Source organism: Hoyosella subflava DQS3-9A1, assembly GCF_000214175.1.
GTDB classification, from domain to species: Bacteria; Actinomycetota; Actinomycetes; order Mycobacteriales; family Mycobacteriaceae; genus Hoyosella; species Hoyosella subflava.
Genome location: NC_015564.1, coordinates 2758921 through 2784104 on the forward strand (window position 1 = coordinate 2758921; position 25184 = coordinate 2784104).

Annotated in this window: 17 protein-coding genes; 7 read left to right on the top strand and 10 right to left on the bottom strand. The window is 63.2% G+C overall.

Annotated features, from left to right (window positions below; translation table 11 throughout):
• The first annotated feature begins 157 nt into the window (after nt 1–157).
• Nucleotides 158–1705, top strand: a complete 1548-nt coding sequence (locus tag AS9A_RS13060) for an APC family permease (RefSeq protein ID WP_049793898.1) — start codon at nt 158–160, stop codon at nt 1703–1705.
• A gap of 20 nt (nt 1706–1725) precedes the next feature.
• Here the strand turns inward: AS9A_RS13060 and AS9A_RS13065 are convergent, their stop codons facing one another.
• Nucleotides 1726–2415, bottom strand: a complete 690-nt coding sequence (locus tag AS9A_RS13065; protein ID WP_237707815.1) for a TetR/AcrR family transcriptional regulator — start codon at nt 2413–2415, stop codon at nt 1726–1728.
• 102 nt (nt 2416–2517) lie between these two features.
• On the opposite strand from AS9A_RS13065, the gene AS9A_RS13070 reads away from it, so the two are divergent.
• The 4 genes from AS9A_RS13070 (at nt 2518) to AS9A_RS24645 (ending at nt 6303) form a co-directional block, all read left to right on the top strand.
• Nucleotides 2518–3897 (top strand): flavin monoamine oxidase family protein, encoded by a 1380-nt coding sequence (locus AS9A_RS13070; protein WP_013807513.1) that lies wholly within the window; start codon nt 2518–2520, stop codon nt 3895–3897.
• Between the two features lie 9 nt (nt 3898–3906).
• On the top strand, nt 3907–5352 hold the full coding sequence (locus tag AS9A_RS13075) for a gamma-aminobutyraldehyde dehydrogenase (RefSeq protein WP_013807514.1): 1446 nt from the start codon (nt 3907–3909) through the stop codon (nt 5350–5352).
• 139 nt (nt 5353–5491) lie between these two features.
• Nucleotides 5492–5989, top strand: coding sequence for a DsrE family protein (locus tag AS9A_RS13080; RefSeq protein ID WP_041451077.1), 498 nt, complete (start codon nt 5492–5494; stop codon nt 5987–5989).
• Nucleotides 5990–6099: 110 nt separating this feature from the next.
• On the top strand, nt 6100–6303 hold the full coding sequence (locus tag AS9A_RS24645; RefSeq protein ID WP_237707955.1) for a sigma factor-like helix-turn-helix DNA-binding protein: 204 nt from the start codon (nt 6100–6102) through the stop codon (nt 6301–6303).
• Nucleotides 6304–6782: 479 nt separating this feature from the next.
• Here AS9A_RS24645 and AS9A_RS13090 read toward each other — a convergent pair whose 3' ends face one another.
• From AS9A_RS13090 to AS9A_RS13100, 3 genes are read right to left on the bottom strand one after another with little or no spacing between them, the layout of a single operon-like run.
• Complete coding sequence (locus AS9A_RS13090; protein ID WP_013807518.1) at nt 6783–7082, bottom strand: hypothetical protein; 300 nt, start codon at nt 7080–7082, stop codon at nt 6783–6785.
• Complete coding sequence (locus tag AS9A_RS13095) at nt 7079–7807, bottom strand: hypothetical protein (RefSeq protein WP_049793727.1); 729 nt, start codon at nt 7805–7807, stop codon at nt 7079–7081. The genes AS9A_RS13090 and AS9A_RS13095 overlap by 4 nt, the downstream gene beginning before the upstream one ends.
• A complete protein-coding gene (locus tag AS9A_RS13100) occupies nt 7804–8142 on the bottom strand; it encodes a type VII secretion target (protein WP_013807520.1) in 339 nt (112 codons plus the stop codon). Before AS9A_RS13100 ends, AS9A_RS13095 begins: the two co-directional genes overlap by 4 nt.
• A gap of 134 nt (nt 8143–8276) precedes the next feature.
• Between AS9A_RS13100 and AS9A_RS13105 the strand changes: the two genes are divergently transcribed.
• Nucleotides 8277–8927, top strand: a complete 651-nt coding sequence (locus AS9A_RS13105; protein ID WP_013807521.1) for a hypothetical protein — start codon at nt 8277–8279, stop codon at nt 8925–8927.
• Here the strand turns inward: AS9A_RS13105 and AS9A_RS13110 are convergent.
• Complete coding sequence (locus AS9A_RS13110) at nt 8924–10312, bottom strand: wax ester/triacylglycerol synthase domain-containing protein (protein WP_013807522.1); 1389 nt, start codon at nt 10310–10312, stop codon at nt 8924–8926. The two genes, AS9A_RS13105 and AS9A_RS13110, sit on opposite strands and share 4 nt — an antisense overlap.
• Nucleotides 10313–10509: 197 nt before the next feature.
• Between AS9A_RS13110 and AS9A_RS13115 the strand changes: the two genes are divergently transcribed.
• Nucleotides 10510–11439: an alpha/beta hydrolase gene (locus AS9A_RS13115; protein ID WP_041451078.1), complete on the top strand. Its 930-nt coding sequence runs from the start codon at nt 10510–10512 to the stop codon at nt 11437–11439.
• Here the strand turns inward: AS9A_RS13115 and AS9A_RS13120 are convergent.
• The 5 genes from AS9A_RS13120 to AS9A_RS13140 are packed head-to-tail and all read right to left on the bottom strand — an operon-like array spanning nt 11333 to nt 24883.
• Nucleotides 11333–12592: a glycosyltransferase gene (locus AS9A_RS13120; protein ID WP_013807524.1), complete on the bottom strand. Its 1260-nt coding sequence runs from the start codon at nt 12590–12592 to the stop codon at nt 11333–11335. The two genes, AS9A_RS13115 and AS9A_RS13120, sit on opposite strands and share 107 nt — an antisense overlap.
• The gene (locus AS9A_RS13125) at nt 12593–13402 is read right to left on the bottom strand and encodes an alpha/beta fold hydrolase (RefSeq protein ID WP_013807525.1); all 810 of its coding nucleotides are present in this window, start codon (nt 13400–13402) and stop codon (nt 12593–12595) included.
• Nucleotides 13399–13740 carry an acyl carrier protein gene (locus AS9A_RS13130; protein ID WP_013807526.1) on the bottom strand — a complete coding sequence of 114 codons (342 nt, stop codon included), beginning with the start codon at nt 13738–13740 and terminating at the stop codon, nt 13399–13401. Before AS9A_RS13130 ends, AS9A_RS13125 begins: the two co-directional genes overlap by 4 nt.
• Nucleotides 13740–18125, bottom strand: coding sequence for a type I polyketide synthase (locus AS9A_RS13135; RefSeq protein WP_083826543.1), 4386 nt, complete (start codon nt 18123–18125; stop codon nt 13740–13742). Before AS9A_RS13135 ends, AS9A_RS13130 begins: the two co-directional genes overlap by 1 nt.
• Nucleotides 18119–24883 (bottom strand): type I polyketide synthase, encoded by a 6765-nt coding sequence (locus tag AS9A_RS13140; RefSeq protein WP_013807528.1) that lies wholly within the window; start codon nt 24881–24883, stop codon nt 18119–18121. Before AS9A_RS13140 ends, AS9A_RS13135 begins: the two co-directional genes overlap by 7 nt.
• Nucleotides 24884–25184 lie beyond the last annotated feature (301 nt).

Consider the following 25184-nt stretch of genomic DNA (forward strand, 5'->3'; position numbering starts at 1 on the left):
TTCTTTTTCCCTCTTGTGTTACCGCAGTCACATCGCTACCTTTAAATGAACGGTATTCATTTGGTCTAGCACCGTCCCCGCCAAAGCGCGGCAAAGACGCCCCGCGTTACCGCCCGTCGGCGCCGCCGACACGTCACACTAGGAACACACCGTGCTCATGCAGAACCTGATACCTCCGGGCGACTCCGTCCCACATCCGAAGGGCCTCGCCACCAACAAGGTCGGGACCCTCGCTGGTGCTGTCCTCAGCACTGCCTCCGTCGCTCCCGCGTATGCACTCACCGCCAGCATCGGGCTTATCGTCGCCGCGGTGGGTCTGAAAATGCCGGCGCTCATCATCGCCGGATTCATCCCCATGTTCCTCGCGGCCTACGCCTACCGGGAACTGAACTCCGACACCCCTGACTGCGGCGCGTCGTTCACCTGGTCGACGAAGGCGTTCGGACCCTACGTTGGCTGGATGTGCGGCTGGGGCGCAGTGATTTCGGTGATCATCGTCCTGGCGAATCTGGCGGCGATCGCGGTCGAATTCCTGTATCTCTTCCTCGGAAGACTGACGAATTCCGTGTTTTTGATGGACCTGGCAGGAAATCGGCCGGTCAACATCGCTACCACCCTGATGTTCATCGCGATCGCAGCCTGGATCTCGAGCCGCGGCATCACGACCAGCGAACGCGTGCAGTACATCCTCGTCGGCTTCCAGATGGTGGTCCTGCTGATCTTCGCGGTCGCCGCACTGCGTCACGTGTCAGCCGGGACTGCCCCGGTGAGTCTCGATTTCAGCCTGGACTGGTTCAACCCTTTCACTGGCCTGGCTGTTGGGGCGTTCGTCATCGGCCTCATGGGTTCGGTGTTCGCATTCTGGGGCTGGGACACGGCACTGACACTCGGTGAAGAGTCCAAGGACCCGAAGCGCACCCCCGGCCGCGCGGGCCTGCTGTGCATCCTGTCCGTCCTCGTCACATACCTCCTAGTCGCGACTGCCGCGATGATGTTCGCCGGCGTCGGCACCACCGGCCTCGGCCTGGGTAACCCCGTCAACTCGGAAAACGTCTTCGGCGCGATTGCAGAGCCAGTGCTCGGCCATTGGGGCGGCCTCCTGCTGTTCCTCGCGATCTTTATCTCGTCGTGCGCCAGCCTGCAAGCGACCTTCCTGCCAGCCTCACGCGCCATGCTTGCAATGGGCTCCTACCGTGCGTTTCCCGCGAAGCTCGCCACCGTGCACCCGAAGTACAAGGTTCCGTCCTTCGCCACCGCCGTTGCCGCCATCATTGCCGGGGTCTTCTACACCGTGGTCTCGACTCTCTCGGAGCGGGTGCTATTCGACATGATCGCCGCACTCGGCATCATGATCTGCTGGTACTACGGCATCACGGCGTTCGCTTGCGTCTGGTACTTCCGCAAGCAACTGTTCACCAGCGCCCGCAACATCGCGTTCAAGTTCCTATTCCCGCTAGTCGGCGGAGCCATGCTGCTGATCGTGTTCGTCATTTCCGTCATCGAAAGCTTCGACCCGGAGATCGGCAGCGGTGCCTCGATCGGCGGGATCGGCCTGGTCTTCTTCCTCGGCTTCGGGGTCCTCGCGTTCGGCGGAGTGCTCATGGTCATCATGAAGCAGCGTCACCCGGACTTCTTCCGCGGCGAGACACTTCCCAGGTCCATCGCTGCCGAGCCTGTTGCTGAGACTTCACCGATGGCCGGCTAAATGCCACGACTGCCGGGCAGTCATTGTTGCCGGGATCGCCACACCTCTAGTCCGGCGATCAGACCCTCGAGGCCGATTTCGAACGCGACGTCCGCTCGGCCCGAGGCGTCTTCCCGGGTACCAGCAACAACCGAAGAGAACACCGGGAACTCCGTACTGAGATCACCGATGTCATACATGTCTTCCGGCGCGTTGGCGTCCATTGCCGATCCCAGCACGAACGACTCAATCGACACGATCGCATGAACGATGTCACCCTCGTGCCACCCCGCCGCCAGAAAGCCCTTGGCGACGGTTTCGTACATCCGCAGAATCGCTCTCGAATTTGTCACGGGAATCACCGCGTAGATCGGGATGAGATGACCGTGCGTAGCGAACACGTCCCGGGAGGACCGGGCCCACTGACGAACCGCGTCGGCCCACGGAAGCGTCTCGAAACACCCATAGTCGATTCGCTCGATGACGTCGTCCTGCACCAGGATCAGCAGGTCCCGCTTCGACGAAACGTGGTTGTAGAGCGCGGAAGGCGCAACACCCAAACGCTTGGCCAGCGCGCTGATTGTCAGGCCCCTATCCCCCGAAACCTCGATCACGTCGAGCGCTGCCGCAACAATCTTCTCGGGCGTCAGCACTTTCGTAGCTGGCCGTCCCGCACGTCTCCCGGAAGAGCGTCGCGACGTCCGCCCGTTGTCGCTGTCCGACGGAATCACCCCCGTTTCACATAAATATGGCACTGAACACAAACTCCCCCTTGTATTACCACGGCCACACACGCTACCGTTTAATGAACAGCATTCATTTAGTGAGGAATCATGACAGTACCCCGTAGAGAATCCGACGTCATCATCATCGGCGCCGGGGCAACCGGTCTCAGCGCAGCCCGCACACTCAAGAAGGCTGGGGCCTCCGTCACCGTGATCGAGGCCCGTGACCGCGTCGGCGGCCGTACCTGGACCGCCGACATCGACGGTGCGACGCTCGAGGTTGGCGGCCAATGGATCTCACCTGATCAAACCGCTCTCCTGGATCTCGTCGGCGAGCTCGGCCTCGAAACGTTTTCCCGCTACCGGGAGGGTGAAAACATCTTCGTCCGCCCCGATGGCGAGCGCGTCCGCTTCTCCGGTGACGATATTCCCGCAGGTGAAGCCACGACCGCCGAGGTCAACCGGCTCGTCGCACTCATCGACGAACTGTCGAAAGAGATCGATCCCGAAGCTCCCTGGCAGCACCCGCGCGCCGCTGAACTGGACTCCGTCTCACTGTCCTCCTGGCTCGCCCAGCATTCCGGCGACGAAGCGGCCTGCGAAACCGTCGCACTCTTCCTTGCCGGCGGCATGCTCACCAAACCCGCCCACGCGTTCTCGGCATTGCAGGCCGCCTTCATGGGCGCCTCCGCGGGAAGTTTCGCCCACCTCTTCGATGAAGACTTCATCCTCGACAAGCGTGTCGTCACAGGAATGCAGTCCGTGTCCCTGCGGATGGCCGAAGAACTCGGAAACGATGTCATCCTCGATAGCCCCGTTCGCAGCATCACCTGGGGTGGACTCGACCACCCGGACGCGCCGATCACCGTCGAATCAGATCGCGTCACCGTCACCGGAAAACGTGTGATCGTCGCCGTACCGCCCAACCTGTACAGCCGCATCTCGTACAACCCGCCACTGCCCCGCCGTCAGCACCAGATGCACCAGCACCAGTCCATGGGGCTCGTCATCAAGGTGCACGCCGTCTACGACACCCCGTTCTGGCGTGAAGACAGTCTCTCCGGAACCTGCTTCAACCCCAAGGGCCTCGTGCAGGAGGTGTACGACAACACCAACCACGGCGACACCCGCGGCACCCTCGTCGGCTTCGTGCCTGACGTGAAGGCAGACCAGGCATTTACCCTGAGCGCGGATGAGCGGCGACAGGCGATCCTCGAATCGATCGCGGACGCGCTTGGCGAGAAAGCACTGCACCCCGTCGTGTACTACGAATCCGACTGGGGCACAGAAGAATGGACCCGTGGCGCGTACGCCACCAGCTACGACCTCGGCGGCCTGCACCGGTACGGCCCCGACCAGAACGACCCCGTCGGGCCCCTGTATTTCGCGTCGTCCGACATTGCTGGCGCTGGATTCCAGCACGTCGACGGTGCCGTCCGCATCGGCACCCGCACCGCCCAGCAGATCATCCCGACCCTGCAATCCTGAGGAACAACCATGAACGACTTCGTGAAGGTCACCAACTTCATCCACGGCGAAAAGACCGACAGCACCGACGGCCGTGTTCTGGACATCATCGACCCCTCCACCGGCGAAAAGTACGGTGAAGCACCAAACTCGGGCAAAGCCGACGTCGATCGAGCCTACGCATCTGCCGCTGAAGCCTTCGTGCGCTGGCGGCTCACCACTCCCGGTGAGCGCCAGAAGGCGCTGCTCGGTTTCGCTGACGAGGTCGAGGCACACACCCAGGAACTCGCCGAAGCGGAGAGCCGCAACACCGGCAAGGTCGTCGCGGTGACGCTCTCCGAGGAGCTTCCAGCGATGGTCGACCAGATCCGGTTCTTCGCTGGCGCAGCCCGCAACCTCGAAGGACGGTCCGCCGGCGAATACATGGCCGGGCACACCTCGTTCATCCGCCGCGAACCGATCGGCGTGATCGGCCAGGTGGCACCGTGGAACTATCCGATGATGATGGCGATCTGGAAACTCGCCCCTGCCATCGCCGCCGGGAACACCGTCGTCCTCAAACCCAGCGACACCACACCCGTCACCGCAGTCATGCTTGCGGAGTTCGCCGCCAAACATTTCGGACCTGGCGTACTGAACATCGTGTGCGGTGACCGCACGACAGGTGAACTGGTCGTCAAACATCCCACCGCGCAGATGGTCTCAATCACCGGATCCGTCGCGGCAGGCAAGAACGTCGCGGCAGCAGCGTCCGAGTCACTGAAACGTGTACATCTCGAACTCGGGGGCAAAGCACCCGTGCTCGTGTTCCCTGACGCAGATCTCGACGCAGCGGCCGAAGGCATCGCCGTCGCGGGATACTTCAACGCCGGACAGGACTGCACCGCCGCCACCCGCGTCATCGTGCACTCCAGTGTGCACGATCAATTCGTGGCCCTCCTTGTGAAGCAGGCAGAGTCGATCCGGACCTCATATGAGAAGGGCCGTTTCGACGACGACGCTCTCGTTCCGCCGCTCAACAACGTGAACCAGTTCAACCGTGTCCTCGAAATGATCGGTACGACACCGGAACACGCCACAATCGCTACCGGCGGCAAACGCCAGGGTGACCGTGGCTTCTACATCGAGCCCACCGTTATCACGGGACTGAAGCAGGACGACTACCTCGTCCAGAACGAAGTCTTCGGCCCCGTCATCACCGTCCAGTCATTCGACGACGAAGCTGAGGTGCTCGCAAACGCCAACGGCACCGAATACGCGCTCGCCTCCTCCGTCTGGACGAAAGACATTTCCCTCGCTCTGCGTCTCTCCCGCGACCTCGACTTCGGCTGCGTCTGGATCAACACCCACATCCCGCTCGTCGCCGAAATGCCGCACGGTGGCTTCAAATCCTCTGGTTACGGTAAGGACCTCTCCGGCTACGGGTTCGAGGACTACACCCGCGTCAAGCATGTGATGGCCTACATCGAGGGATGACCACCCCCTCCTCCTCCCCCTTCCGAATCCATCTGCACAGGTCAACGGAAACTGCCTAAAACCAGGCTTTTCTATTGACCTCCGCAGATGGATTCGGAGGGGACAATGTGTCTAGCCACACAATCCTGAGGAGCCACTCGTGCCAACAGTCACCACGCCGCGCTGGCTACTACTCATATTGATCGCTGCCACCCTGAGTGTCACGGGGTGCACCTCGGTGACCTCGGCAAACGCCCCTGAACTGTCGGACCGCGTTTTCATCCAGCTGAGCGCCGGACCCGGGCCAGGCGAAGGAACGGCCTACGACGAAGAAGATCTCTGGCGTGCCAACCTAGCCATCAGCATGGCCAACCGCGCACTTGCCGCGAACAGACCGGTCACGCTGTTCCTCGACGTCCATGGCCCAAACCTCGCTCGGACTGACCTGCCCGAGTCGTTGAACTTCGCTTCCGAACCTCCGCTCAAACACCAGTTCAGCGAGTTCATCGAGAAAGGTGGAACCGTGATCGTGTGCCCCCTCTGCGCGGAGACGCTCGGCCTCGCGCAATCCGACCTGGTTCCGGGCGCAGTGATGGACGACTCTGGCATTTTCGGCTCGGAAGGGCTCGAACCAGGCACCGCTAGCCTTTCCTTCTGACCAGGTGGCGCTTCGGCGCAGAAGTACACGCATTCGTGGGGCGCCGGATTTCCGACCCGCACCGGGCCGACGATGACGTGAAGCGCGAACTCGCCAACTGTCTGCGGCCCATGCTCAGCGGACTATCACCTGCAACCCGGCGAGCGCTAGAACTCATCTACCTCGACGGTGTCACTCAGGTCGTGGCCGCTGAGCGGGAAGGGATCACAGTGTCGGGCATGAAATCCCGAGCGCGAGGAATGCCGATGGACTACACGCCCGCAGCGAACTGCGGGTCGCCCGGAAAGACCGACTCCACCTGCGGATGTCACTAGCCGCAGGTGGAGACACGGTTTACGTCTTACGGCCGTGAACAGCGTGTATTCCATTTCCCACCGTGCAGGCGTGTCCGAGATGCGGGCGGCCGAGTTGGTGAGGAATCGTTCGAGATCCTGGTCGAGCGCGAATTGCTGGCCTGGTTCGGCGCCGAGCGAGTTGTACACGGCGATAGTCGGGCCGTAGTTCGACTTAAAGAACTCGCGGAATGCGGCCGGTGTGGTGATCTGCGCGGGCGTGGCGAGGGTTCGTCGCTCGAACGTCGGCTCCGTTATCCCAGCGCCGAAAAGCTCGCGGAGGTGAGATTCTCTGCCCCACAAGGGCGGCGGCGACACTCCGGGAGGGGGCGGTGGCGCATACGGACGGGGCTCGAGCGAAGAGGACGCACCCCCACCCAAATTCATCAGCACAGGTCAACAGAACCCACGAAAAACCAGGGGTTTTGTTGACGCACGCTGATGGATTCCCGTTAGCAGGGTTATCCACCTTCAGCTAGGCGCAGCTCCATGTCTGCGGCATGCTGCCGCAGTGTCTCGCTGTCGGGTTGCTTGTAGTTCTGCGCGAATGTCCGCATGACAGGCATCATGAGCGTGTTAAACGCGTCGGTGACAGCGAGCTCACGAACGCTCATCCGGCGGGCGAGAACCTCTGCGATGAGCCGTTTCACGTTCTCGTCAGCTGCAGATGCCGCGATCCGGCGCAGCGAGCTTTCGAGATGCAGTGATAGTCCGACGTTGCCGCCTGCGATATCGAGCGGTTCGTATGGGTCGCTCGTCATCTCTCGGCTCCCCCGTACGGTGCTTGGGGCAGCTCTTTGAGCGGATAGCTCTTTACCGCGCCTAAGTGCCCGGCGGTCAAACCCACTGTTGTTTGCGCCAGGTTCCACGCACTGTCGATGCAGTTCGCGATCTTCTGCCACATGTGGAGGATGTTGTAGATCTGGTAGTAGGCGGCGGCGCCGACGATTGCGGCGGCAGGCACTCCAGCACCCGTCATGGTCAGGCCTGCCGTTGCCGCTAATTCGATGCCGAGCATTATCAGGTAGTCCACCAGGGCGCGCGCCAGGCTGCTGATCACCTGCGACATTTCGTACATTCCGACGGCGAGTGTCTGCAACTGTCGACCGATGCTCGCGATTGCGGCCGACTGACCCCCGACCGACTGCGCGAGATCAGCAAAGTAATGCCGCGCAGCATCGGACGCTTCGCCTGCCCACGATTTGGCCAGCACGCCAGAACCGTCGTTCAAAACGTTCTCGAAGCGAGAGTTGAACTCTGCGATGTTCGCGAGCGAGAGACCCGCTCGCTGCAGCGATTCCCAGTCCCCCGCGATTGCTTCCGCAATCTGCTGCCATGGATCGAAGTCGAACACAGTATCGACCGCGATACCAAGCCAGTACGCGGGGCTCACATATTGAGTGAATCCGAGGGCATTCTCGAGGATGTCGGGGATCGGGTCCACAGCGACGGGAGGTGCCAGCGCGTCTAACGGACGGGCGCTCATCGCCCAGCGCCAGTCAGCGGGGCGAGTGGAGCGCCGGCATGGATGATTCTCGCCCGTGATTCCGCCTCCGCCGCAGCATAGTGCTGCGCCGTGCATTCCAGTCCGGTAGCCGATTCACGACTCAGGCGAGCGATCTTCTCGTGGTTCGATGTCAGAACGCCCCGCGTGTCGCTGACCGTGCCCAGTATGTGACGGAAGATGTAGCCTGCCTGGCCAGAACGGATCTGGACCCAAGTGTGCACGTAGTCGACAGCACCATCCGCCTCAGCGGCGAGGTCAGCCACGCCACGTGCGAACTTTTCGATCTCTGCTGAATCGACGGCGAGTTCTGCCATTGATTCCCCCATTGTGTTGTGAGTCGCCGCCTCCCCCAGCGGCAGGTGAATTCTGTCCGAGCCGCGTCACGGTGTCAATCGGACAAACGGGAGTCCGCTTTGCTCTTTTCGTCCGGTCGCCCGATACTGCCTCCATGGGGGAGATCGATTTGTGGACGGCTTCGTGGGTGCAATGGGATGCGGCCACCAAGCAGTTGCAGTATCCGTTGCGGCCGCTTGAGCCGATACAGCTGACCGAGGAGGATCGCAGCTTTCGCTACTCGCGGCATCCTGACATCGCACCTGGTTCTTACGAACTCGTCGGTGAACTTCCGGACGTCTGCATTCCGCACGGGCAGCCACAAGCCCGGCGCTGCGAGTTCATCGTCGAGTCACGGCCCAAAGTGAAGTTCACGCTGTTGGAGCATCGACCACGCAACGTCCTGAACCGGATCGCTGAACGGCAGCGTGGCAAAGCATGGCTCCACGCTGATTTTCCACTGTGCGAGACGTGCTTGCGCCAGCGGACGTTCCGGTTGTGGCGTGCGACCTTGATTGCGCTGTTCGGCATCGTTTCACTGTTCGTGTTCTGGGTTGCCGCAGGCCTCCCGCACACGCCCATCGGCTTCATCATTCCGTTCCTCGGCGGACTCATCTGCGTGGTGGGTGCAGTGGTGTCACTGCGTTCAGTGAGCGCGAGGACGCTGTTCAACGCCGAACTCCGCATCGACGGGTCGCGGATGGACGTGCGCGACCCGCACCCACAGTTCGTGCACGCCGTTCGCTGGGCTCCACCCGGAAACTAAGCGGGCCTGCGCACAAGGTCAGTTAGCCCGGCGAGATCGCTGAATGCCCTCTCGAGCAGCTCACGATAGCGCTGCGGGTGGCGCAGCGCTCCCGCTCCGCCAGACAGGGAAACCATGAGCTCCCCTTCGAGGTTGGTGACTTGATGTGAGAGTGGCGCGCCTTTGTTGAGCGCCGACACGATATGGGTCCGTACGCAGCGGGCGTCTCCTAGGTACAGCGGTTGCGGGCCGCGGAAAACGTTGGTGACGACCGTGTTCGCGCCGCGTCCTTCTACCGTGTCACGCCGGTGGCCGCGCGCGGCGAGTGGCGCGAACAGTGTGAGAGCAGCCCGCTCGGTTGCGATCTGCGGACCGCTCGCGACTCTCGCTTTCACGGCCGCGATGGAATCGTGCGTGCAGCGCAGCCGTTCAGCATCGTCGTCGATCGAGGTCCAGAGCGGGACTGTGCCACGGGTGATGTGGTTGCCTTCGGTCCGGCCGGATGCCGCGGGTACCGCGATCGGAATGAAGCACCGCAGAGGTTCTTCGGGAAGTTCCCCGATTTCCTCGAGGTAGTACCGCACGGCTGTGGCAACCGCCGCCGTCACGACGTCGTTCACTGTCGCCCCTGGTACCGCAGCGCGGGCTTTCTTGACCGTTGTGAGCGAGACGGTGAAGAACTCGTTGACGCGGTTGGGTTCGTCCGGGCCCGTGTCCAGGGCTGAGGACACCCACGTGTCCGGTGGCGCCTTCTCCGTTTCCTTTCCGATGCGGCGTGCTTCGCCCGCGAGCCGAACGAATGCCACGATGCGCGCCAGCATCAGCATCAGCGCCGTGAGGAAGATCAGCAAACGGGACGGTATTCCTGTCTCGTCGGTGTACGCGACGGGAGGCTGAGTTTGCCACCGCGCCGGTTCGGGCGTGAAAAGCTGCCGCTCAAGTGCCGCGCGGGCGGTACCGTCCATCGCCGCATGGTCCGTGCGCAACGCCACGACAACTGCGCCTTCAGGCAGTTGCGGATGCGCATTCACCCCGTCAAGCAGGATGACTTCCAACGGCACCTCGCACGCGTCGGGTTCTGACGCGATCGCGGCCAGCGTGGCGACAGTGTCATCCCACGTTCCTGCCCCCCGCACAGTGCGGGCGGAGACCCGGCCACGACCGGGCTTGGCTGCGTCGGCCACCCACACCGGGTTGTCGAGGTTCAGCGGTGTCGGAACGAGCCTCCGGTAAAGTAGCGGCTGGTCTCCGATCTGTGTCATTACGTAGTCGGTCAGCTCATCGACGGTCGCCGGAACTGCACGAGCGGAGCGCGTGTCAAACGCGTACATCGCCACCACTGCCCTGCGATGCGGCTCCTCGAAGAGGTAGTACAGCATGGCTCCCACACCGTCGATTCGCTCCACTGAGGCCCCCTTCGCACGGCAACAATCACATCCAAGCACACCGCACGGACGGTTCACAGGGTCCCTGCGGCTGTGCGGTCAGAAAGTCGTGTGGCTACACTGTGTGAGTCTCAAATCACAGGCTGTTGATAAGTGAGGTCCACGTGACTTGGTGGTCGAGGGCCACGGCCTTTTCGCGGTCGGCAACGGTTCTTTCGATGGTGTTTGTGGTTTCGCTCGTCACGTTATTTGCCGCTAGCTTCGCGACGGCGGCGCCAGTCACGCGCGTAGACGAAATTTCTGTCACGCGGACTGACATCTACGTCGATTCCCCGGCGATGCAACGCACGATTCGTGTGCACGTCCTGCATCCAGCGCACTCGTCGCCGCGTCCGACGTTCTACCTACTGGATGGCAACGAGGCGACTTTCGAGCAAAGCGACTGGATCACTAAAACGGACATTGTCGACTTTGCTGCGTCCAAAAATGTCAATGTCGTACTTCCGGCGGGTGGCGAGGGAAGCTATTACACCGACTGGCAGCAGCCCGATCCTGAGTTCGGCGTGTACATGTGGGAAACATTTCTCACCGAGGAACTGCCTCCGATCATCGACAGCTATTTCAACGGCAATGGCCGAAATGCCATCGGCGGTATCTCGATGGGTGGTCAAGCAGCTTTTACGCTCACGTCACGTCACCCTGGCCTTTACCGCGGTGTTGTCGCGATCAGCGCGTGCCCGCTCGTAGCCCCCCAGCCGTACCAAGACACCGTGCGAGCTGGCATCGCGTATCGCGGGGGCGACGCAACGAACATGTGGGGTCCAAGGAACGCGCCAGCATGGTTTGAACACGACCCGGCGCAGAATCTCGGCGCATTGCGCGACAAGCCGCTTTACCTGTACGCCGGGAACGGTACGCCCGGGCGGTACGAGCAGCAGTTCGATGACGATACGCAGGCAACGATCGTCGTTGGCGGCCCAATCGAGGCGGCAGCCCTGACGTGCTCAGCGGACTTCGCGGCAAGACTCGGTGCCGGAGGGATCACGCCGACCGTGGATTTCCGCTCATCGGGGACACATTCGTGGCCGTACTGGCAGGACGCGATTCGCTCGGCGTGGCCGACCGTCGAGGCTGCTGTAGGCCAGTGACGAGTTCTCCCAGCAGATCGGCAGCCCTGTGTGCACCTCCAGCGTCGCGAAAGGACCGTCCGACGCGGACAGCTGCTGCCAGGTAGCCTGCATCCGGGTCGAGAACAGCGTCGAGTCCGTCGATGATGTGTTGTTCGGTTGCACGACGAAACCGCAGCCGCACCCCAGCACCCGCGTCGACGACCTGCTGTGCGACGACCGGCTGATCGTCACGTATAGGTGCAGTTACTAGCGGCACGCCGTGCCACAGCGCCTCACACACGGTGTTGTGCCCGGCGTGGCACACTACCGCGTCGACGAGAGGTAAGAGCTCACGTTGCGGAACGAAGGGACGGACGACCACATTGTCTGGCACTTCGTCCACAACACCGTCCGGGTCGACGAGCACGGCGCGGAATCGGTGAGCGTTCGCACCGATCGCGGCGGCCGCTCCGCGGAGAAAGGCCGCACCCGTTTTGCCGTTGACCGTCCCCATGCTGATGAGCACCGTCGCCACCTCTGTACCGAGAAAGTCCCACGGGAAATCCCATGTTCCGACGTGGGCCGCACCGTCGCGCAGTGCGGGCCCCACCATCCAGACACGGTCAGCCGCGACGGCTGGACGCCCCGCGAGTTCCTCAGTGGTGAACGCGAGAATGCCGTGTGGTGAGAAGCGTGGATCGCTGTCGGCGGCAGGGTCTCCGACGTCTTCCCGGAGTTCCGTAAGAATCGACTGGAGCCAGGCTTGGACCTTGGGCATTCCGGCCAGCGGATCCGACAACTCTGTTGATGTGGTGGCGGACGTGACCCACGGGATCCCCTCCCGTTCGGCTACGAGCGCGCCAGCGAATGCTTGCTGGTCTGCGACGACGACGTCAGGGGTGAAGTTTCTGACCGCCTCCGTGACATGGGGTTCCATCGTCCGTGCGAGTGGGGCCAAGAAACGTTCTACGAGGAATTGCAGCGCGGCCGGCCCAGTTAGGTCGCCGCGCTCGCCGAAGGGTTCCGCGTAACAGTCAAAGACGCGTGCCTGCTCACCCCCGAGTGTCCGGATGACGCGTTCGGAGCCTGACCAGGCGACCTCGTGCCCGCGTCGCGTGAGTTCAGCGGCGACGGCAACCGTGGGGTTGATGTGCCCGACGAGCGGCGGGACGACGAAAAGGAACTTGCTCACTCAGGCGCCGACCTTGCCCGCAGCACTGAGCGTTGCTTGATGGCCGCCGAACAGCCAGTCAGCCACCATTGTTCGGGTGAGTGCAGGCTTCTCGACCAGCACGGAATGTCCCATGCCATCGAGGATCTGCACGTCGAACGCCGTGAGCTTCTGACGAAGAAGGTCAACCTGGTAGGCCAGCCCAGTCTGGGTGCCGAAAACTCCGAGCACGGGACACGTAACCTCGGAGAGGTCTTCACTGATCAGGGCGCTATTCGGGATATCGTCGACAATCGTCGTCGATTGCAGGATCTTGTACGCCGCTTTCGAGAGTCGCGCGGGATGCGACCCGTATGTGTCGGCGATGTAATCGAAGGCGTCCGGCTTCCCGAGACGGTGCACGGCATCGGTGAGACCTTCACGTATATGAATGGCCCACTGGCGAACTGGCGGTTCAGCTTCCATGAACAAAATGCTTGCGGTCCGCTCCGGATAGGCGGCCGCGAACCCGAAAGCAATCGTTCCACCGAACGAGTTCCCCACCAGATGCACCGGGTGGTCGATGCCCAGTTCGTCGAGCAGTCCACGCAGGTCATCGACGAAATGCTCAAGCTTGTAACCACTAGCGGGGCGTGAACTCCGTCCGTGACCACGAAGGTCGTACATGACGACGTCGATGCCGAGTTCGGCGAGAGCTGGACCTACAGTGAAGTAATAGCTCGCGAGGCTGTCGTACAACAAGCCATGCAACAGCACCACCGTCATCGGCGCATCAGCTGGCCCCATGCGCTGCACGTGGACGTCGATGTCGCCAGCCTTGATCTTGGTCATGGTTGGTCCTCGCCACCCGGGCTCGGGTTGTTCACGCTATCGACGACGAATCGCACAAGCTGCCCAACGGTGACATGCATGATCTGCTCGAGTTCCATCCCCGCGATGAACTGAGCGAAGTTCACCTGGTCCCCCCACCGCTCGCGGAGCAAGCCCGACAGCGCGACCAGGTCGATGCTTTCCATTTCCAGGTCGTCGTGAAATTCGGTGTCGCGGCCTATTTCGCTTGGATCGACATCGAATTCGGCGAGCATTTCGGCCAGCATCGACACGATCCCGTCGAATACCTCGGATTCGTTGACGGTATCCACGTCACGCACCACCGGGTTTTCGCTCATCAGTTTTCTGTCTCCTCTTCGGGGTGGCCTGTCCAGGCCACAACATACCTGCGTGACGGCAGCGGAGCGGGATTCTCGGTGACGGTCGTGAAGACCTCGAACTGGTCCCCCGCGACTGCCACAGACATGCGCACACCGCCGTCGGGCCTCTGCTCGACCGCAACGACTTCAAACCGGGCCGGCGCGCCTTGCAGCCCTGTTCCGAGCCGCTTGGCGACCGCCTCTTTCGCACTCCATAGCCGCGTGAACCACAACGCGCGTTCGCCGGGAAGCTCAGCGAGCAGGTCGTGTTCAGCGTTGGTCAGTGCTGCAATCTCCGCTGCGCCGTCGCGTTCGCGGATCTCCTCGATGTCGATTCCGCATGCCCCGTGGCGCGCGATCGCCACACCAATTTCCGCGCAGTGAGCGATCGACACGGTGATAGTCGAGAGCACTCTGCCGTGCCGTCCCGACACCAACGGCGCACCCGTCGCATGGTTGGCGATCTCGATTTCCTGCGGGTAGATGCCGTGCGGATCTGAACGCCAGAGCAGTTGGCGCACTGCATCTTTCGCAGCAATTCGGCCCAACAGCCATTGTCGTCGGCGCCTCGGCGCAACCGTGGCGTACTGTTCGCGTTCACGACTGCCGAGCATTTTCCTGGCTACCAGCTCGCGGGTCGCGAGATCCGGCCACATCTCGGCTACCTCTGCCCAGCCGTCAGTCCGAAGCGTTGACAGTGTGTGGTCTTCCGGTGCGCAGTCGGTGGCTCTGATGACGGGGTTCGAATCAAAGCGGCGGTCCTGCCAGCCGATGATCTGTGTCCACACCTCGCCGTGGACGGCAAGCTGGACGTCCGCGGTGATGAACTGGCTGTCCAGCTGGCGGATGATTATGGTGCATTCGACGGCTGTGCCGGGTGCGGGGTGTTTCCCGAAGAACTCGATCCGGCCCATGCCCACCGGGAAAACTGTCGACCGGTCGGTCACGGACGATTGCACCCAGTAGCCGAGCAACTGTCCCGCGTTGTCCAGCAATGCGCCAGGCGCTGCCGGGGTCTTCAATACACCGCGGACGTGCCGGTCACCAATAGCGGTGAGTTCGGTGACGCCCTGGAACTGGGGTCCGTGGAACATCCATCGGCGAGAATACAATTCGTGAGCGTGATCCTTCGGTGCGTGTTCCTGCGCCGGATCGAAACTCCACAGGCGAGGCCGACGAGCCGGATATCTGGGGGCGACGTCGATTCGCGCGCGAGCATGCCCGTCGATCGCGACCGTCACCACGTCAGTGCGGTCACCCGGCATCGCCGTCACAGCAACTGCGACTGCAGGAATGACTGGCAGCCATTTCTCGAAGCGCACATCGTTGAGTGCTACCGCGACGCGGCCGGGGGCGGCGCGGCGCGCGAACTCGGCCATGTGATCCACGAGCGTAGTCGCCGGTACCACCGGCCAGCGGTCCTCATCATCTGGCCAGTCCGGTGGCAGTTTGAAGAAGCTGTGGTCAATCAGATACGGCATCGTCTTCAGCGACACTTCGAGCGCGGCACTCACCGGCCTGACCGGAGCGAGCGTGACAACCGGCGGTGCGGTTGCCGCTGCCATCAGCTCGCGGGCCGCACGCTGCGTGTCGTCGATGAGCGCGGTGAACTCCGCACCCCACGCGGTACGGGGCATATCCGGAACTGACTGCGCTGTAACGCCTTTTAAGTTAACGCGCTCCTGCTCGGGGATGCTGACGAGCGCCCCACCCAGGTTGAGCCGTATACGGCGCCCCGAATTCGTCACGGGCGCAGACTTTCGCGCCACATCGGGTGTCTCATAGCCCTCGACCCACAGCGCCGCGAGGACTCGGATCAACTGTTCTGCAGCCCCCGCTTTAGGGGCATGCGCCGGGATCGCGAGGTGGTCACGGCCATGCAAGATGTCACCGATCAGCGCGCTGATCTGCCCAGTCCCCATCTGGATGAACGCCACGAAGCCAGCGTCGCGCATGTTCGTGATCAGTTCCCGGAACCGCACGGTTTCCACGAGATGCTGGATGTAGATCTTCCTGACCTGTCCAGGATCCGAGGGGAACGGGTGCGTCGTGGTCGCTGACCACACGGGAATCTCCGCCGGGTTGATGCTGAGCGTTTCGAAGTTCCGCACGATAGGACCAAGATATGGGGTGAGCATGGGCGTGTGGAATCCAGACTGGAAGGGCAGGACTTGACTGATCACGCCCTCGGCACGGAAACGTTCGACCACGGATGCAATGGCCTCCCCCGGGCCGCACACAATCGACTGATTTGGTGCGTTGTCATGAGACAGGACCACCTCCGCCCATTGAGGGATCGCCTGTGCCACACGTGATGCTGACGCACCAATGACCGCGAACTCCACGCCTGGAACGGTCACGGAGCTGGGGTCAAAGGCGTCGAGGAACGCGTCAATTTCGGTGTGACTGAAGATCCCGCCTTGTGCCATCGCGGACCACTCACCGACACTGTGTCCGGCAAGCCCGTCGGCTGTCACGCCCAGCCGGGACAGGGCGCGGTGCAAGATCCGGCCAAGCTGGAAAACCGCCGCACCGTGACTGCCCACCTGGCCGACGCTGGCCGCGAAATCGCCACTACCTGCGATCCCGAGCTCCGTTGCGAGCGCGCCGACGTCCGGAGCGAATTCGGCTTCGAGACCAGGAAAGACCATCGCCACCTTGCCGCCGCCTGGGCCGAGCAACGGCGACGGCGTGAACCACACGTTCGATCGGCCGCGCCACGGCACGCCACGCGCAATTGCCTTGCGCGCCAGGTTTAGCCGCTTCGGGGTCGGGTCCGCGATCGCGACGCGCGCGGGGCCACTGCCGATCTCACGATGCCGGAGCTCCGTATCTGGCCGCCCCAGGATCTCCGCCAGTTCAGCGACGGTCCGGGCAGCGAAACGCATTGGCATTTCGGGCTCATTCACAGTGAGTGCGGCCTGGTGCGCTGGCGGTTCTTCGATGATCACGTGAGCGTTGATGCCACCGAAACCGAACGCGTTGACCCCTGCGCGCCGCGCGTCCTGACCGTTCGGAAGTAGCCATGGTTGCGCGGAGGCAATCGGAGCGAACCGGGATTCGCGCAGCGTCGGATGCGGGTCATCGCAGTGCAGTGTCGGCAGTAGTGTTCGGTGAAAGACGGCGAGTGCCGCCTTAATTAATCCCGCTGCCCCGGCCGCGGGCATCGCGTGGCCGATCATCGATTTGACTGTTCCGATCACCGGTTGTGCCTCGTCGGCATCGCCCTGCCCGAATACTTCTCGAAGGGTGTGCAGCTCAGCACCATCCCCCGCGACGGTGCCGGTGCCGTGCGCTTCGAGGAGACCAATCACGCCCGGCTCGCGCGGATCAAGGCCGGCCGACGCCCACGCTTGTGTCACTGCCTGAACCTGACCCGAGGGGTCGGGACTGAACAAGCTGGCGGTACGACCGTCACTCGCAACGCCACATCCCGCGATCACCGCGTAGATGCGGTCACCGTCACGCTGTGCGTCCTCGATCCTCTTCAGAACGACGATGCCCGTGCCCTCCCCGATCAGAACACCGTCCGCACGACGATCGAACGGCCGGATCTGCTGGGACGCGGACAAGGCGCCGAGCTGACTGAAAACGCTCCAGAGCGTCACATCGTGACAGTGGTGCACCCCACCGGCGAGCATCACGTCACAACGACCACTGATCAGCGCGGACACCGCCTGATCGACCGCGACGAGCGAGGACGCGCACGCCGCGTCGACCGTGTACGCGGGGCCACGCAAATCCAGCCTGTTCGCTATCCGGGACGCCGATAGGTTCGGGACGAGACCAATAGCGCCATCTGATGTGGGCGGCCGCAACTGGGCCTGGAAGGCATCCTTCACTCGTTCTAGGTCGCCTGGCGCTATGCCGGGCATTACTTCCGCGAGGGTGCGAACCAGCTGATTGGCGGTGCGCACCTGCTGGTCGAGGCGAGCCAGCCCAGGCGTCAGATATCCGCCCCGCCCGAGCACAACGCCCACTCGTGAGCGGTCCGCGGGCAGCGTCCCCGAACCGCCTGCGTCGTCAATCGCTTCCGCCGCAACTCTCAGCGCGATCAATTGATCCGGGTCGATATCCCCCACTGAGTTGGGCATGATCCCGAAAAGTGCCGGATCGATGTCTGCCTCGACGAATCCGCCGCGTCGGCAGTAAAACTTGTCGGCCCGCTCACCGTTGCGGGCGGCGGGATCGTAGAAATCTCCATCCCACCGGTCTGCAGGCACGTCAGTGACGCTGTCGACTCCCGTTGAGAGGTTTCTCCAGTACTCCGTCAGGTTGTTCGCGCCTGGGAACAACGCCCCCATCCCCACGATCGCGACCTTGCCCCGGGTGCGGTCACCGCGCGCCACAGGCGAAGTCACCATCCTGAGGCGGTGTAGACAACCGAGTTGACCGACTCATCACCCCATGCGAGTTCACGCAGAAGGCTAGCGGTTCCTTCTTCGGGGTCAATCAGGGAGACTCCTCGCTTCGCGTACGACCGCATCAGTTCGGGGGTCACCATCCCGTTGTTCTCCCCTGTGGGCGCCCACGGTCCCCAATGAACGGTGAGCCCGCGACGCTGCCCCGCAACGGTCCAGTTCCTGCCCAGGGCCTCGAGCTCGTCGTTCGCGGCCGCGTAGTCGGCTTGCCCGCGGTTACCGAGGACAGCTGCGATACTGCCGAAGAACACCATGAAGCGCGGCCCGTTCGACAGTTCTTCCGCAGCGGTGATCAGCAGACGCGCACCGGTGACCTTCGTCGTAAATACCCGCGTGAACGACGCTGCCGGTTTCTCCGCGATGAGTTTGTCTTCGATGATTCCAGCGGCGTACACGATGCCGTCGAGGCGCCCGTATTCGGCGTGAATACTGCTCACTAGGCTCGTCACGGCTTCGGGGTCACGCACATCCGCCGATCGGTATTGCACGGTCGCGCCGAGTTCACGCAGGCGGTGCAGCGTGAACCTGACTTCACGCTCAGCCAGAGTGCGGCTGACGGCAGTTTCGATCTCGGCAGGCGAGCGCAGACCAGATTCAATCATCACCGCCCGGAGTTCTTGGGCCGTCGATGCGGCCGCAACTTTCGGGTCCTCCGGCATCTGCGACAGTGTGGTGCGCCCAACGAGTTCGATGTGGCACCGGCTCGCAGCGGCGAGTGTCGCGGCGAAGCGCGCGGTGATGCCTCGCGCGCCACCGACGATCAGCACTACAGAATCCTGGTCGAGCCCAAGGGCGGCGGCCTCAGCCGCCCCGACACCGTTCGGTCCCGCGCCCGCAACAGCCACAGCACCCAGGTCTGTCGGCTCGAGTGCCAGCCTCCTGCGTACACCGTTGTCACACAGTACGAGCGGTTCTCCGGGTGGCGCTGCGGTTTCCGCCACGAGTTCAGCGGCAAATCGATGAACGTCGGACTCGTTCGATTCGACGACGCTGGAGTGCAAATTCGGGTACTCGCGGCTCACGGTCCGGAAGAATCCACGCAGTCCCTCTCCTGGCCCAGCGGCGAGCAGCCAGCGCGGCGCCGCAGTGATCAGCTCACGCAGAACAGGGAATGCGTCAGGCAGCGAAGGCGCATCATCCCGATCCTGGTTGCCCAGGTAAAACACACCGCCGATGGGTACATCCATTGCTTCACGGATGGCGGTGAAGCTCGCGGACGTGACAACCGGCATCGCGTCGTGGGCGTGCAGTTCGCTCTTCAGCGCCTCGGCGAGCGGTCCACTTCCGATGACCAGCACTCGCAGCCCAGCCAGTTGGGGTGCTGATCCCACGGGCGGGAGCGGAATGCGGCGCATGATGAGGCGCTTCGGCGCAATAACGGTCGCCGCGCCGTCACCGTTGTCGGGGGCGGTCACTCGCTCCTCGCTCTGCTCGGGAAACCCACCGAGTTTGTTAGCGAGCAGTTCCGCGATCGCTGCGGCGGTGCGAGCTTTGGCAACTTCTTCCATCTCGCTGTCATCACCAGGGTGCAGACCCAGTTCAGCGGCCAGCTCGCCTGCGATCTCGGCACGTTTGATCGAGTCGACACTGAGGTCCGCTTCGAGATCGAGATCGGGTTCGATCATCTCGACCGGGTATCCGGTGCGACGACCGATCACTTCGAACACCAGTGAAAGCACCGACTGTTGAGAGTGGGCAGCATGCTCAACGCTCGGAGCCGTCTCGATGGGACGATCCGCGGCGGGCGCCGCGACTGCCTCCGCCGGGTTCACAAAAGCTGCTGATTGCTGGGGCGCGTAGGTGATCGGCGACGGGGCCGGTATGTTCGCTCCCGCACCAAGGTAGCCGAGGAGGACGTCGCGTTGAGCGGCAACCATCTCGCGGCTGTTTCGCAGAAACTCGCTGATCAATGCCTCCGCGCCGGACGACTCTTGAGGGGTTGTACTCATAACAGGCGTCAATCTCACTCTGGTCGCAGGCGCAAGCGCGCCCTGGGGGATGGATCCATCAGCGGTCCGGACCAGATGGCCGTCAACCGTCCAGCCGGGCCGCTTGATCGTGACATTCGGGTCGGGAGCTATCGCGTCGCGACCATCGAACAGCCATCCGGTGCGCAGATCGACACCCGCCGCAGCCATTTTGGCGAATGCTGTCAGCAGCGCAGTCAGTCCCGTCGAGGTGCCGTCGTCGAGCGGGATCACCGTGTGGGACTTGTCACCCAGAATCGACCTCGTGAGCTTGGTGAGCACATGGCCTGGCCCGACTTCGATGAAGACGCGTGCGCCAGCCTCGTACATGGCGCCGATCTGCTCGCGGAAGCGAACCGGGGCACTGATCTGCGCCGCGAGTCCCTTCCGCACCGCTGCGCTGTCGTTGGGGTATACCGCGGCGGTGGTGTTCGAATAAACCGGCATCTCTGCCGGATACAACTGGGTGGTTGCGAGCCGCTGCGCGAAGCGGTCGCTGGCGGAGGCGACGAGCGGACTGTGGAACGCGCAGGAAACGTTGATTCGGCTGACCGACAAGCCCGCGGCTTTGAGCGCATCCGTCGCGGCGCCGATCGAGGGGGACGATCCGGATATCACATTCTGCTTCGGCGCATTGTCGTTGGCGATAACGACATCAGTATCGAGACCCGCGGCACTGAGCGCGTCGTTCACCTCTTGCGCAGTTCCGGAGACCGCCGCCATGGTCCCACGATCGGCCATCTCACCGGCAGCGTGCAGTATCGCGTCAGCTCGTTCGGCACTCAGTTCCAGCAGGGTGTCTGGATCTAGCACCCCAGCAGCGGCGAACGCGGAGAGTTCACCATAACTGTGCCCGCCCACCATGTCCGGGACCACACCCGCGGTGCGCAGCAGATCATGGAGCGCCATCTCAACTATTCCGAGCGCGGGCTGGGCAACTCTGGTATCGGTTATCGCGGCGCGGTGACGATCGGCCGTGTCCTTGGTGAACGCAGTGGGCGGATAGATCGCGCGTGCGTACGACGCGCCACGCTGCAGATGGTGCTGCAGGTGTGGAAATGCGACCAGCACACCGGCGCCCATCCGCGGTCGCTGGCTGCCCTGCCCTGGGAAGAGGAACGCAACCTTGCCGTCGGCCGTGACCTCACCGTCCCGAACGAAGACGCCTCGGACCCTGTCGGGGGTATCGGAGGTGACAGACGCGAGAAGATGCCGAAGCTCACCGACGTTCGTGGCGACAAACGCGATCCACACCGGTTCGCCACGGCTCGCGGCCATGTCGGATGCGCAAGCAGCCGCAAACGCCCAGTCCCGCAGGACCCACTCGGCCCCAGCAGAACTTGCGGTCAGGTCAACTCTGCTCAGAAACTCGCGCGCCTCGCCGATCGCCGCGTTTTCGGTCGCGCCGCGGAAGGTGAAAAGCTCTGCTGGCCAGTCGTTATATGCGTGCGGCGGCGCAATAGTCGCGTGGTGGCCACAGAGAACTGCGTGGAAGTTTGTGCCGCCGAAACCGAACGCGCTCACACCTGCGATCCGCTCAGCGGGCATCTTCTCCCACGGTAGCGGTTCCGCTGTGAAAACAAACGGATTGCGGTCTTCCTGCCAGGCCGGATTGGGTTCGCGTACATGCAGTGTCGGTGGCTTGACACCGGTATAGATCGACAGCGCGACTTTGATGAGCCCCGCGACTCCGGCGGCGCACTTCGTGTGGCCAATCTGCGATTTGACCGAGCCGAGGGTGACCTGGCCGGCTTCAGCCCCAGCATCAGAGAAGAGTGCGGTCAGTGTCGTGAGTTCGGTCCGGTCCCCCACGACTGTGCCGGTACCGTGTGCTTCCACGAGGCCCACTTCGGCGGGCGAAATGCTAGCGCTGCGATACGCGCGTTCTAGTGCGGCGCGCTGCCCTTCCGGCCTCGGCGCTGTCAGCCCCAAGGACCGTCCGTCGCTGGCACTGCCGACTCCCTTGATGACGGCGTAGATCCGGTCGCCGTCACGCTCTGCGTCGGCAAGTCGTTTCAGGACAACACAACCGGCCCCTTCCCCGAGCGCTATGCCATCCGCGGAACTATCGAACGTCGCGGACCTCCCGGTAGCTGACAGTGCGTGAACCGACGCGAACATCAGATAGTCGTTGATGCTGTTATGCAGGTCGATGCCGCCACACAACACTGTCTCAGCGGACCCGGAGACTAGCTCTTTGCAGGAGGCGTCGAGTGCAGCCAGCGACGAGGCGCATGCCGCATCAACCGTGTAGTTGGCTCCGCCCAGGTCAAGCCGGTTCGCGATGCGTCCACTGATGACGTTCGCCAGCACTCCCGGGAAGGAATCTTCGGTGAGCTTCGGTAGTTGCGCGTCGAGTTCAGCGGGCAGTTCACCGAGGTACGACGGCAGCACGTTGCGCAGAACTCCGGCGCTGGAAAGGTCGCTGCCGGACTCGGCACCGAAGATCACGGCGGTGCGCTGCCGGTCGAATGGGCGGTCGTCATACCCGGCGTCACGCAGGGCTCGGTCCGCAACTTCCAGAGCGAGCAACTGTGTGGGTTCGATGCTCGGGAGTGAGGCGGGCGGGATGCCGAAACGTAACGGATCGAACGGGATTGGTGGGAGGAACCCGCCCCACCTGGACGGTGTTTTTCCGTCCCCGCCTTCGGGGCTGAAGTACAGTTCGGGGTCCCACCTGCCGGAGGGGACTTCGGTGACCGCGTCGACGCCTGCAAGGATGTTGGACCAGAATGCCGACAGCGTCGGTGCCTGCGGGAAAAACGCCGCCATTCCCACGATCGCGATGTCGAGCGGCGCGGTTTGCGGTTCCGGGGTGGAGCGCACACCGAGTTCCCCCGCCAGGACGGAGCTTCGGGCTTGGTACCACCGAGCCGCGCTGGTCGTCATTGACGTGTGCACGTCCTCAATGGAAACAATGCGGTCCCGCAGCAGCGCGACGTCACCGGCCATGAACATGCCGTCGCGCAATTGACGGTCTGGGCTCACTGAGACGAGCGCGTCGCCGTCGCGGTCGACTCCCTTGCTGGCCACGCGAAGGCGGCCGATATTGAGCTGTTCGAGTTTTTCCCACAACTCCCGGTCAGGAACACCATTCGCCTTCAGTTCCTCGCGCACGCGCGCGAACTGCTGCGCGAACTGGCTCTCTACGCAGCGTGTCGCGTGACCTGGCGCGGTTTCCAGCAACATAGTGCGCGTCGCGGAGATTACGTGCTGCTGGAAGCCTGAAACGACCGCACCGCAGTGGACAGCCTCCTCGGTGAAGAGGTACGCCGTACCAGCGAGCAGTCCAGCCTTCATTCCAGCGGCCGTGAGCGGATGCGCTAGTGCGGCCACCATGGCTGCTGAGCGTTCGTCGTGAATACCGCCGGCGAAGAAAACCTGTACTTCGGGCATTGCCGCTGGGTTGTCGGCGAGGAACAACCGCAGTTCCTCGAGTTGCGCCTGCCACAGCGGGAAACTGTGCCGCGGACCGACATGTCCGCCACACTCAGCCCCTTCGAAAATGAACTTGCGCGCTCCTGCTCCTAAGTACTGCCGCAGCAGCCCCGGGGAGGGAACGTGCAAGAACGTGCTGATCCCCTCGCTTTCAAGACGCAATGCCTGTGCTGGCCGCCCCCCGGCAATGATGGCGTGCGTGGGCTTCGTGGCGAGTACTGCCTCGATCTGATCCTCGCGCAGTTTTGCGTCGGCGAAACCGAGAATCCCGACACCCCAAGGACAGTCTCCGACTAACGCCTTGGTGGCACCGAGAATTTCCCGCGAGCGCGCCCCAGAGTTCACGGCGAGCGCGATGAAGGGAACCGCACCGCCAGCGGCGACTGCCTCCGCGAACTGCGGCTGGTCACTCACCCGTGTCATCGGCCCTTGTGCGAGGGGCAGCGCTGTGCCAAGATCCCGGGCGAGCGGGGAGGCCGGGGCGAGCATGCTCGCGGCGTCACTAGCACAGACGACGGCGGCGGTTATCGCCTCGCGGACAGCCCGAACGGAAGCCGCCACGGTGCCGAACCGGGATTCGAACGTTCGCGCGAGGTAGCCGTCCTCGCCAACCGGCAGCACGACGCTGCCGCCGCGACTCATGCGGCGAACCGTTCGTTGCCCGTTCTCGACAACTGACTCAGAGCCGTCAATTCCAGCGAGGACCGCTCGGACGTCGGCGGGAATATTCGACTCGCCGAGTAGCGCGAGTTGTATGTCTAGGACGACGCCACGCGCTCCCCCTACGACCGCTGCGGCGGCGGTGTCAGGGCCAATTCCCCCCGCCAGCCACACGGGCAGGGTGCAGGAGTCGTCGGCCGTCAATTGCTGCAGGAGGACGAAGCTGCTGACCTCACCAACGAGCCCGCCAGTTTCACAACCACGGGCGATCACGCCGTGGACGCCTGCCTCACGGGCCCTTCTCGCCTCAGTCGGGGACGTCACTTCCGCGAGAAGCCGCCGACCGCGAAACTCGTCCGCGCGAGCTAGGGCGTCGCGGGTCAGAACAACACACGCGACTTCGTCAGGCAGCTCGCGCGCACCGAGCACACAGTCAGCCGAGATGCGGACCCCGAAACCGCCAGGGACCATGCGCGCTGCGATCGCGAGTTCACGACGCGCGGCGGAGCGACCCTCACCGAGATCGAGGACTCCGTGCGCACCACTGTGCGATGCGGCCGCGACCGCCGTGGCGTTCGGGTACCCGAGCGGGCCTATCGCGATCACAAGGTCGCGAACAGCGTCGGCAGTATGCATACATGGCCTTCAGGGTCGTCGGATCTGCACGCCGGAATGGTGTTCGCAACACACCCTGTGAACAGCAGATGTTTCCCGTAGTGACTCGAACGACAAACAGCTTAGCCAAGAGTACGTTACAAAATGGGTATGTTCTACGGGCAAATTCTGAACATTAGGTTGCCGTCAACGTGTTTCGTCCCAGCCCACCCAAAGCCGACAAATTACCGTTCGAGCAACACGGTGCCGCCAATCGTGACAGACATGGCTTAGAATCGAACATGTGTTCCCATCGCATCAGGTGTCGCTCTTCGATATCGGC